This is a genomic window from Bacillus sp. FSL K6-1284, from assembly GCF_038002625.1.
Lineage (GTDB): Bacteria > Bacillota > Bacilli > Bacillales > Bacillaceae > Bacillus > Bacillus paralicheniformis.
Genome location: NZ_JBBOCW010000001.1, coordinates 2,576,036 through 2,585,319 on the forward strand (window position 1 = coordinate 2,576,036; position 9,284 = coordinate 2,585,319).

At 47.8% G+C, this 9,284-nt stretch carries 14 protein-coding genes and 1 pseudogene; 7 read left to right on the forward strand and 8 right to left on the reverse strand.

The window, feature by feature from the left end:
• Window positions 1-17 precede the first annotated feature (17 nt).
• Window positions 18-578 (forward strand): GNAT family N-acetyltransferase, encoded by a 561-nt coding sequence (locus MHB72_RS13285; protein ID WP_216920143.1) that lies wholly within the window; start codon window positions 18-20, stop codon window positions 576-578.
• 272 nt (window positions 579-850) lie between these two features.
• Here MHB72_RS13285 and MHB72_RS13290 read toward each other — a convergent pair whose 3' ends face one another.
• Genes MHB72_RS13290 through MHB72_RS13300 form a run of 3 tightly spaced genes read right to left on the reverse strand, consistent with a single transcriptional unit; the run spans window position 851 to window position 3,041 of the window.
• The gene (locus tag MHB72_RS13290; protein WP_023855935.1) at window positions 851-1,303 is read right to left on the reverse strand and encodes a GNAT family N-acetyltransferase; all 453 of its coding nucleotides are present in this window, start codon (window positions 1,301-1,303) and stop codon (window positions 851-853) included.
• A gap of 20 nt (window positions 1,304-1,323) precedes the next feature.
• Window positions 1,324-2,487, reverse strand: coding sequence for a TIGR00375 family protein (locus MHB72_RS13295; protein WP_216920141.1), 1,164 nt, complete (start codon window positions 2,485-2,487; stop codon window positions 1,324-1,326).
• Entirely contained in the window at window positions 2,484-3,041 is a 558-nt protein-coding gene (locus MHB72_RS13300; RefSeq protein ID WP_026579348.1) for an NUDIX hydrolase, read from the reverse strand. The genes MHB72_RS13295 and MHB72_RS13300 overlap by 4 nt, the downstream gene beginning before the upstream one ends.
• A 76-nt stretch (window positions 3,042-3,117) precedes the next feature.
• On the opposite strand from MHB72_RS13300, the pseudogene mciZ reads away from it, so the two are divergent.
• The 4 genes and pseudogenes from mciZ to MHB72_RS13320 form a co-directional block, all read left to right on the forward strand.
• Window positions 3,118-3,234, forward strand: a pseudogene (mciZ, locus tag MHB72_RS13305) (Z-ring formation inhibitor MciZ); the annotation flags it as partial.
• A 100-nt stretch (window positions 3,235-3,334) separates the two neighbouring features.
• Window positions 3,335-3,940, forward strand: coding sequence for a TetR/AcrR family transcriptional regulator (locus MHB72_RS13310; protein ID WP_026579347.1), 606 nt, complete (start codon window positions 3,335-3,337; stop codon window positions 3,938-3,940).
• A gap of 5 nt (window positions 3,941-3,945) precedes the next feature.
• A complete protein-coding gene (locus MHB72_RS13315; RefSeq protein ID WP_216920139.1) occupies window positions 3,946-4,293 on the forward strand; it encodes a DoxX family protein in 348 nt (115 codons plus the stop codon).
• 73 nt (window positions 4,294-4,366) lie between these two features.
• Window positions 4,367-5,287 (forward strand): aldo/keto reductase, encoded by a 921-nt coding sequence (locus MHB72_RS13320; protein WP_095291539.1) that lies wholly within the window; start codon window positions 4,367-4,369, stop codon window positions 5,285-5,287.
• A gap of 41 nt (window positions 5,288-5,328) precedes the next feature.
• Here the strand turns inward: MHB72_RS13320 and MHB72_RS13325 are convergent, their stop codons facing one another.
• Entirely contained in the window at window positions 5,329-5,562 is a 234-nt protein-coding gene (locus MHB72_RS13325) for a YqkE family protein (protein WP_023855942.1), read from the reverse strand.
• A 156-nt stretch (window positions 5,563-5,718) separates the two neighbouring features.
• On the opposite strand from MHB72_RS13325, the gene MHB72_RS13330 reads away from it, so the two are divergent.
• Window positions 5,719-6,648 carry an alpha/beta hydrolase gene (locus tag MHB72_RS13330; protein ID WP_023855943.1) on the forward strand — a complete coding sequence of 310 codons (930 nt, stop codon included), beginning with the start codon at window positions 5,719-5,721 and terminating at the stop codon, window positions 6,646-6,648.
• 22 nt (window positions 6,649-6,670) lie between these two features.
• Here the strand turns inward: MHB72_RS13330 and MHB72_RS13335 are convergent, their stop codons facing one another.
• Both MHB72_RS13335 and MHB72_RS13340 read right to left on the reverse strand, forming a co-directional pair.
• Complete coding sequence (locus MHB72_RS13335) at window positions 6,671-6,910, reverse strand: YqkC family protein (protein ID WP_003183211.1); 240 nt, start codon at window positions 6,908-6,910, stop codon at window positions 6,671-6,673.
• Window positions 6,911-6,923: 13 nt separating this feature from the next.
• A complete protein-coding gene (locus MHB72_RS13340; RefSeq protein ID WP_020452052.1) occupies window positions 6,924-7,247 on the reverse strand; it encodes an iron-sulfur cluster biosynthesis family protein in 324 nt (107 codons plus the stop codon).
• A 109-nt stretch (window positions 7,248-7,356) separates the two neighbouring features.
• Between MHB72_RS13340 and MHB72_RS13345 the strand changes: the two genes are divergently transcribed.
• Window positions 7,357-7,554, forward strand: a complete 198-nt coding sequence (locus MHB72_RS13345; RefSeq protein ID WP_043054379.1) for a CDGSH iron-sulfur domain-containing protein — start codon at window positions 7,357-7,359, stop codon at window positions 7,552-7,554.
• 14 nt (window positions 7,555-7,568) lie between these two features.
• Here the strand turns inward: MHB72_RS13345 and MHB72_RS13350 are convergent, their stop codons facing one another.
• Both MHB72_RS13350 and MHB72_RS13355 read right to left on the reverse strand, forming a co-directional pair.
• On the reverse strand, window positions 7,569-8,540 hold the full coding sequence (locus MHB72_RS13350) for a bifunctional GNAT family N-acetyltransferase/GrpB family protein (RefSeq protein ID WP_216920137.1): 972 nt from the start codon (window positions 8,538-8,540) through the stop codon (window positions 7,569-7,571).
• Window positions 8,537-8,911 (reverse strand): antibiotic biosynthesis monooxygenase family protein, encoded by a 375-nt coding sequence (locus tag MHB72_RS13355; RefSeq protein ID WP_223254782.1) that lies wholly within the window; start codon window positions 8,909-8,911, stop codon window positions 8,537-8,539. Before MHB72_RS13355 ends, MHB72_RS13350 begins: the two co-directional genes overlap by 4 nt.
• Window positions 8,912-9,284 lie beyond the last annotated feature (373 nt).

Genomic DNA, 9,284 nt, shown 5'->3' on the forward strand with positions numbered 1-9,284 from the left:
ATCTGGAGGGAACCTGGATGAATCCGATACTGCTCGATTTTCCGGACAGTTTTGAAACCCCGCGCCTTTTTGTCAGAGCGCCAAGGGCAGGCGACGGCGAGGCCGTCCATGACGCCATTCGAAAATCGTTGCCTGAGCTCAAGCCGTGGATGCCGTTTGCAAGGGAAATGCCCGAGGAAGAACATGTAGAAATCAACGTCAGGCAGGCACAGGCCGATTTTATTTTGCGCAACGATTTACGGATGCATATTTTCCATAAAGAAACGGGGAAATTCGTCGGCAGCACAGGCCTTCACCGCATGAACTGGCAAGCGAAACGGTTTGAAATCGGCTATTGGCGCAGTTCTGAATTTGCCGGACAGGGGTACATGACCGAAGCGCTTAACGGACTGATTGATTTCGCGAGGGGATACATCAAAGCCAAGCGGCTTGAGATATGCTGTGACAGCATGAACACGAAAAGCAGAAAAATGGCGGAGCGCCTCGGCTTTCAGCTGGAAGCCGTTTTACAAAGCGATGACCTTTCGAATGATTTAAGCGAACATCGGGACACATGCATGTATTCGCGCATCTTCTAAAAAAAGAACCCTTATGATCTTCATGAAGCAAATCATAAGGGTTCTTTCGTTTATGTTTCATATGCAGCTTTGCAAGCTCTTCCCGCCTGCTTTTCGTTTTTCTGACGTGCGTGCTGAATTCAGGCGCCTTGCCTCTTGATGCGGCGGCATCTCTGCCTGTGTTTCTCAACATGTGCTCACGCTTTTTCCTTGCCTTGCTTTTGGCCATGTTCCCCACTCTCCTGTCAAATTTTTACCTTACTATTATAGAAAGGCGGGGTTCTGAACGCAAGTCATACGGTTTCTGCCGTTTTGATCATATCCACATGCGGAATGCCGTCCTCCATATAGACGTCTGATATTGCTTTAAATCCGAAGGAGCCGTAAAAGGAACGCAAATGATTCTGGGCGCTGATCTTGACCCTTTTCTCCCCCCGCTCGTCTTCCAAAAAGCGGAGCGCTTGATCAAGAAGCGTCTGCGCATATCCCTTTCCCCTGTCCTCTTTACGGACGATCACCCGGCCGATTGATGCCTCCGGGTAAGCCGTACCGCTCGGGAACAGCCTGCAATACGCAGCGATCTCTCCTTCTTGGCTTAGAAATAAATGGTGTGCCCGCTCATCCAAGTGATCAAGCTCATGATACGGACAGTTTTGTTCAACGATAAAGACGTCTATTCTAAGCTTGATGATGCGGTACAGCTCTTCCTTCGACAATTCCTCATACGATTTTAGTTTCCACTCCATCCCTTTTTCCAAAGCCCCCTTCAGCTCTGCACTTTTCCATAGGTTCCGCCGCCTCCGGCTTTCAGCTCTAAATCCCCGTTCCTTGCTTTGATCACGAGCTCAGCCGTCTGCGGACGAATGGTTTCTTTTAGTTCGCCTTCTTTTACCCGGTGAAGGATATTCATCTCAGTGCCGAAAGCATCTTTCAGCTTCTGAATCGTTTTCGGACCGATGCCGGGGATCAGCTGCAGCGGAACCTGGTGAACGTACGGCGGGCGCTTGACCGGACTTTTATCCTGATCGTAAAGCTCCATTAGACGTGTGCTGACGCCTTTTGTAAACTTTCGGCTTCCGCACGCTTTACACACCGTTTCACCTGCCTCCTGCAAACGGCCGCATGTTTCACAAGCGGTTTGAAAATATTTGCCCAACTGCGGATTCATTCCGTAATTGGCGGCAATGCAGCGCCCTTCTTGTCCTCTTAAAGCAAGTGAAAACTCTTGAAAGCTGGCATGTTTAATGTGTAGCTTATTATACTCCCTGCCGATTTTCCCAAGAGAATGGGCGTCCGAATTGGTCAAAAATGCATAGGGATTCAGTTCTGATACGTGTGAAGCCATATCTGTGTCGCTGCTCAGCCCAAGTTCAACCGCATCAATCATCTTCGGGTCAAGCACCTCTTGCAGCGAAAATTTGACTCCTTTGCCATACAGGCTCTTATGCGGCGTAAAAATGTGCGCGGGAATGAACAAGCCGCCGAGCTCTTTCACCTTCCGCTGAAGGCCGATGCCTGTCTCATAGATGCGCTGGGAGCTCAGATGGATATTCGTCACCCTTTCCGAGAGCCAGGCGGAAAACTGCTTCATTGCGGAGATCGACGGCATAAATGCCAGCACATGAATCGGGCCCCGGCATCTGTCATCATTGATTTCCAATTCAGACCCGCACAGAAGCACGGTATCTTTATATTTGATTCCGCCGTCTTCAAGCTCTGTATAACGGCCTGAAGACACCCCTTTTTCAATTTCCGCCAGCACCTCCGGTGAATGACAATCTATAATGCCGATCAGTTCCATTCCTTTATGCTCGCTTGCTTCAATCAAAATTTCGTCGAGCGTAAGCGTTCTGGCAGCCGTTATCTTAACGGGCCGGCCTGATTCCGTCCGCCCGATATGGATATGCATGTCTGCGAATATTTCTTTCATTTTTTTGCTTGCAGGGCCTTTCTCAGCTCCAGATACTGCACGGCATAAGCCGTTTTCGCATCATAGATGTCCTGAGTTTCCATCAGTTTCAGCGCACCTGTAAGCGGCACCTCCATTACTTCTACAAATTCGTCTTCATCAAGTTCGCGCTTTTCTTCAAGCGGTGTCAGCTCTTCGGCAAGATACAGGTGCACCAATTCGTCCGCAAAGCCCGGCGATGTGTAAAAAGCGGTGATTTTCTCCAGCTTTGCCGCCGTGTATCCCGTCTCTTCCTCAAGCTCCCGCAGCGCGGTATATTCAGGTTTCTCTCCTTTTTCAAGCTTGCCTGCCGGTATTTCAACGATCGTCCGTTCAAGCGCTTTTCTGTACTGCTTCACCAAAATGATGTTTCCTTTATCAGTCAAAGCAAGCACCGCAACAGCGCCCGGATGCTTCACGATTTCGCGCTTTCCCGTTTTACCATTCGGCAGTTCGACGTCTTCAAGATAAAGATCGATCACCTTGCCCGAAAAAAGTTTTTCTTTAGATATGGTTTTCTCCTCTAAATGCTTCAGTTTGATCATCTCCTAAGTTCTGCTCTGGCTTTTGATCCCATACATTTTATCATACACCATGGAAGGGGGACGCGCCATGAAGGTCTACCGGCTGAACAACCGCATCGTCATGTCGGGGAAAGCATGGGAAATCCGCGCCAAGCTGAAGGAATACGGACGAATGTATCACTATGTGAAAGACTGGCTTTCTGAAAAAGAAAATCGAATGATTTTGATTGACATCAAGAAGGATCGCATGAAATAATACTTTTTAGTAACGTTACTTGAAAGTATTATTTTGGAGGCGGATGAATGTGGGAAATGAAAAAGGACGCAAAGGCAAAGAAAGCCGGAAGCGGCTGCTCACAGTTGCTGCAAACGAATTTGCAAACCGGGGATTCCATGAGACGAAAGTAAGTACGATTGTCAAAAGAGCGGGGCTGACTCAGCCGTCTTTCTACTTATACTTTCCAAGCAAAGACGCCATCTATAACGAGCTGATCAATGGCTTTCACGCGAACTTAAAAAATCTGATCGAATCGTTTCGTTTAGAAGAAGGAATCGAGAAAAAACACGTATCAAAACGGGTAACGGCTGCTGTAGAGGCTGTATTTCGTTTTTTGGCAGAGGACCCGGATTTGACCCGCATCGGTTTTTTTCTCAGCCCGGAAGCATATGAAATGAAAAAAGATTTAACACTGGCCTTGAAAGAAAACTTGAAAGCAGAGCAGGAGCTTGGCTACTTCCGGTCCGGCCTGGAAATGGAGACCGTTGCCGAATGCCTGACAGGCATGATTGAGCACCTTGCCGATATCTATTTGCTTGACGGATCAAAAGCCCCCTCAAGTCTCGCAAAACAAATCACTGATCTTTTGATCCACGGGATGCTCGTTAATCCGCAACATCCAGAAACGGAGTGAACATGGTGGCATTTATTTTCGTAAAAGCAGGATTGGCGGCATTTATGCTGACCGGAGGCGTAATCAAGGCGATGCACGTTCCTTTTCAAGTGGAACATTGGCGCCATTATCAATACCCGCTGTGGTTTCTTTCAGTAACAGGATTTCTTGAAATCGCCGGAGCGCTCGGCATGATCGCCGGGATTTGGAATGTGCATCTGGCTTTCGGCTCGGGACTGTTGTTCTCCCTGCTTATGACAGGCGCCATTCATGCCCACCTATTCCGGGCGCGGCAGCCTTTTTTTACGGCCATCCCTGCCGCGGTTTGTTTGATTTGCGCCCTAAGCGTGATCATCTTCGAGCTGTACTTCTGATCCCGATGCCGATGGGTTGAAAACTTCGCTCCTTTGTATTACGTTCAAAGTAAGAAAAAAAGGAGTGAAGCTTATGAAAAAAAGGACGCTCGGACATTCCGATTTACAGGTGAGTGAAGTCGGCCTCGGCTGCATGTCTCTCGGAACAGACAAAAAGCACGCACTGTCAATTTTGGATGAAGCTTTGGCGCTTGGCATCAATTATTTGGATACTGCCGACTTGTACGATTTTGGACGCAACGAAGAGATTGTCGGTGAAGCAATCAAATCAAGGCGCCAAGACGTGATCCTTGCGACAAAAGCAGGAAACCGCTGGGAGGAAGGAAAACCGGGCTGGTTCTGGGATCCCCGGAAAGCGTACATAAAAGAAGCCGTCAAGCACAGCTTAAAGCGGCTGCAAACCGACTACATCGATCTTTATCAGCTGCACGGCGGCACAATTGAAGACAATATCGACGAAACGATCGAAGCTTTTGAAGAATTAAAACAGGAAGGCGTCATTCGCCATTACGGCATTTCTTCAATTCGGCCGAACGTCATTAAGGAATACATCAAAAAATCAAACATCGTCACGGTCATGATGCAATACAGCTTGTTGGACAGACGGCCTGAGGAATGGCTTTCTCTCCTTGAAGAACATGGAATCAGCGTGATTGCAAGAGGACCTTTGGCAAAAGGGATTCTGACAGAAAAACCTCTGTCAGATGCAAACGCCGCGATCAAGAAAAACGGCTATTTATCGTATTCCTACGATGAACTCGTTAAAACAAAAGCGGACATTGAAAAAACGGCGCCTGATTTATCCGCGACCGAAACCGCGATGAAGTATATTCTCGCCCAGCCGGCTGTCGGAGCGGTCATCCCCGGAGCGAGCAAAATCTCCCAGCTTCGGGAAAACGTTGAATCTGTCGGCGGACGCGGTCTGACAGAACAGGAAATCAAAGCACTCCGCTTTTATACAAAACGCGGCGTGTACACTGCACATCGCGAATAAAGCAATAAGAAAGCCCCGTCTCTTGATCAGACGGGGCTTTCTTACTTATACTTCTTCCAGTCGTCAATTCCGCTTTCGTTGAGGAGCTCTTCAAAGCTTTTATTTTTTTCCCTTTCTTGTCTTTCCTTGATGAGCCGCTCTTTCTCACGCTCTTTTCTTTTTTCGTCCTCCTCTTTCAATTCGCTCTTCATTTGCTGAAGTTTATCTTTCAAATCGTCGGCGAGCGCATCTTTCAGCAGCTGCCGGGCATTTGGGTCTTGTTTTTTCTTTCCCATATCCTGTCCTCCGTTCTCCCTGTTTGTGATGATAGTTTATCAGGAATCTAAAAGTTCAGGCAAGCCGTCACTCGGAGAGCCGTCTCTCTCGGCAAATGCCAATCGTTGTGTGGTATGATAAAGTGAGAAGCATTTAAGAAAGGAAGAATACATCAGATGTTGATTTGGCTGGCTGCTATCGGGGCGGTTTTGCTGTTTATTGCCGCGCTCGGAATCTATTTTACGAATCAAATCATGTACATTAAAAAACGGACAGACGAATACATTATCGAGCGGGAAACGGCTGACGGCCATTATGACGAAAAAGCTTTTGCCGCTCTCCCGAAAGAAGAAATCAACCTCCCTTCTTCTTACGGCTACAATATTAAAGGATACTACGTCCATCCGCACAAAACGAAAAACACCGTGATTATCTGCCACGGGGTGACGATGAATCTGTTGAATTCGATCAAATATATGAATCTGTTTCTTGATCTCGGCTGGAACGCCGTCATATATGACCACCGGAGGCACGGCACAAGCGGCGGAAAAACAACGAGCTACGGATATTATGAAAAAAACGATTTGAAAACGGTTGTCCATTGGCTTCGGGAAAAACATGGCGAACACGCGCTGATCGGCATTCACGGCGAATCGATGGGCGCTGTCACGACGCTTCTTTACGCGGGAATGGACGATGCCGACGCTGATTTTTACGTGGCCGACTGTCCGTTTGCCACATTTGAGGATCAGCTCGTTTACCGGCTGAAAGAAGATTTTCATCTTCCGGGAGCTTTCATTTTGCCGCTTGCCAGCCTCTTTTTGAGATGGCGGGACGGCTACCGCATCGGTGATGTCTCCCCTTTATCCGTCGTCGGGAAGATCAAAAAACCGGTGCTGTTCATTCACAGCAAACAAGACGACTATATCCCGCCTGAATCGAGCGAAATGCTTTACGAGAAGAAGCCGGGGGAGAAAAGGCTTTATATCGCTGAAAAAGGTGCGCACGCGATGAGCTATACCCAAAACAGAACCAGCTACAAAAACACGGTGCGGGACTTTCTTCAAGAGATCACAAATCGGCGTAAAGAAGGCGAACGAGCATAAGTCTCGTCCGCCTTCTTTTGTGCTACAAAATATCCGTAATGTCGCTCATATGATCGCCGATCCAAGAGATGGCCGTCTCAATTGTATCGAATTCCTTTGTTTCAAAAGTCATTTCATCCTGAAGAAGCCAGACATCCTTTTTGACGGACTCTGTCCCTCCGATTGACCAATGAAGGAGTGTATACGGATGATTTTGATGTAAAAAGGACGCCCATGTTTTATTTTGAGCGGTTTGTTTTAAAGATTTTACCTTTTGATTCAAATCGAACGCCACCCTATTTCACTAAAATACTCATTCTGGGAGAAAGCACCTGTGCCGGACTTTTCAGCATCAAGGCACCCGCTTTCTCATAATAGTCGATGGTCATCGCTTCATCAAAAAAGACTTTTTGCGATGACTGAATATAAATCGGAAGCCCGTTTGTCTCAAGGGGCTCGCAACTTCCCGATAATTCGTCCGTCAGCCACAGAACCGGCACGCCGCTGACCGCGCATCCGCAGCCCTCGGAATCATAGCGAAGCTGGATCTTTTTATCAGGATAAGGCTCTGTTGCCCGTTGAATGGCTTGTTTTGCCTGTGCAGTGATTTCAAGCTGCATGATATCATCCTTCTCTATTTCGTTTACGGACATTGTACCACAGGAGCGGGAAAAAGCGCATCGTTTCCGACTGTCAGGCATAAATATGAAGGGATTCGGAGGTGGAATGATGCCCAAAAAAGTGCAGATTAAAGTGATGGACAACGGCGGTTTCCGGGTCACGGGAGACGTCGAACTGATCGATATGGAAGGAAACCCGTTCCCTGAAAAACCCGCTTTTTCGCTCTGCAGATGCGGAAAATCGCTGAAAATGCCTTACTGTGACGGAAGCCACAAAGGAACGTTTGACTCTTGTGTCAGAGCCTGAAACAGGAGGGGGCTTTACCTGTCCTCCCCTGCCTTTTCCCATTGTTCAGCCAAGCGCTCAGTCTCTTTTATCCAGCCGTTTTTGCCGTCAACATAGCCCGCCATGTCAAGCGGAAACATCTCCGCCAGCTTCATCTTCAGAGCAGCATATTCTTCGGCCCGCTCCGGATGCGAGATTAAATAATCCCGAAACGCGAGATGCCGCCTGATATCGGGATGCCCGCTTTCATACAGATGGACATGGTGTGTACGCTTCCGTCCTCCTTTTTGAAAGAACCTTCTCCCCGGAATTCCGTTTTCCCCCTTCGATTCATAGCCGAGCATTTTCATCCCCTTTTCGAAGCGGGCTGCGGAGCCGAGATCGTTTACTTCGATCAGGATATCAATGACAGGCTTGGCGCTCATCCCCGGAATTGACGTGCTTCCAATGTGGTGAATATGCAAGACTTCATTCTGGAAAAGCGCTTCAAGCTGCTTTTTTTCTTTGAAAAATTCGCCCTTCCACTCCTCTTGATAGGAGACGACTTTAACCTTTCTCGGCGCATTCAGCGTCAGTCTTGAAAGAACAATTCCTTTTTCAGGTTCATACTGCTCAATCTCGGAAAATCCCAATTTCTGATATAGCGCTTTTGCCGGTTCATTCTCCGCTCCCGTCGTCACTTCAAACGCTTCGGCTTCCTTCTCCATCAACAGATAACGAAGCAATGCCATCGCAATCCCTTTTCGAAAATGGACGGGAAGAACGGCCAGCCTGCAGATCGTCAGCTTTTCGGCTGTATGTATAAAGGAAGCGATTCCGGCTAATTCTCCTCCCTCAAACCAGCCGATGAAAGTTTCACGGGAATCCATCACATCAAAAGCTGTTTCATTCAGCTGCGGAATGCCCTGAAATTGAATAATCTCCGCTTCTTTTTCATAAGCCGGCCTTTGAACATTTACAATGCAGCGGGCCGTGTGCGGGTCTTTATGATTTAACAATTGAATCATTGCATTTCCTCCCCGCCGGTGCCATCTGACGGGGGCCGGCCGGGCCGCTCCGAAATCCTTGCGGCTTCAACTTTTGCAACCCGCACGGCAAAGTCAGAATACCATTTTGTTCGGCCTTTTTCCTTCGCCTGCCGGTGTTCGCTGTGAAACTTCCATTTTTCAATCGCCTCAAGGCTTTCCCAATAGGAAACCGTTATTCCTTTTCCGTTCATGTCCCTTGCGCTTTCTGCTCCTAAAAAGCCTGGCTGTGCTGCGGCAAGCTTTAGCATGTTCGCAGCCGTCTCTTTGTAGCCATGATCCCCGTTCGTTCTGACCGATGTGAAAATCACTGCGTAATACGGCGGCTCCGGCGTTTTTGAAATCATGTTCATCCCCCTTTGGTAAACAGGACTTGATCCTGATCCGGTCTGTCATCATTCGAAACGTCTTTTTTTTACGAAAATCCCGTTTTCCGCTGATAAGCAATCAACACTTTGTTGATATGCAGCGGACCGCTTTGCAGTCGGAAAAAAACTGCACATGAGAGCACAGGCACATTGTTTTCAATGCCCATGTTTTCATCAAAATCTAACCTCTCCTTTCAACATTATACCTGACCATCGGCACAAATGTTCTGCAACTAAGCAATGGATATGCTTCCTTATTATACCGTTTCCCGCTCCCAATTTACCATTTTAATACGTCAGTAGATGAATGGGAGTAAATTCTTAGTTCTAATTCAACAGCACAAATCGATTTGCCATC

What these genes read in the sequence shown, in the direction of transcription:
- MHB72_RS13285 (WP_216920143.1), top strand. Translation starts at nt 18, where the DNA reads ATGAATCCGATACTGCTCGATTTTCCGGACAGTTTTGAAACCCCGCGC.
- MHB72_RS13290 (WP_023855935.1), bottom strand. Translation starts at nt 1,303, where the DNA reads ATGGAGTGGAAACTAAAATCGTATGAGGAATTGTCGAAGGAAGAGCTG.
- MHB72_RS13295 (WP_216920141.1), bottom strand. Translation starts at nt 2,487, where the DNA reads ATGAAAGAAATATTCGCAGACATGCATATCCATATCGGGCGGACGGAA.
- MHB72_RS13320 (WP_095291539.1), top strand. Translation starts at nt 4,367, where the DNA reads ATGAAAAAAAGGACGCTCGGACATTCCGATTTACAGGTGAGTGAAGTC.
- MHB72_RS13325 (WP_023855942.1), bottom strand. Translation starts at nt 5,562, where the DNA reads ATGGGAAAGAAAAAACAAGACCCAAATGCCCGGCAGCTGCTGAAAGAT.
- MHB72_RS13330 (WP_023855943.1), top strand. Translation starts at nt 5,719, where the DNA reads ATGTTGATTTGGCTGGCTGCTATCGGGGCGGTTTTGCTGTTTATTGCC.
- MHB72_RS13340 (WP_020452052.1), bottom strand. Translation starts at nt 7,247, where the DNA reads ATGCAGCTTGAAATCACTGCACAGGCAAAACAAGCCATTCAACGGGCA.
- MHB72_RS13345 (WP_043054379.1), top strand. Translation starts at nt 7,357, where the DNA reads ATGCCCAAAAAAGTGCAGATTAAAGTGATGGACAACGGCGGTTTCCGG.
- MHB72_RS13350 (WP_216920137.1), bottom strand. Translation starts at nt 8,540, where the DNA reads ATGATTCAATTGTTAAATCATAAAGACCCGCACACGGCCCGCTGCATT.
- MHB72_RS13355 (WP_223254782.1), bottom strand. Translation starts at nt 8,911, where the DNA reads ATGAACATGATTTCAAAAACGCCGGAGCCGCCGTATTACGCAGTGATT.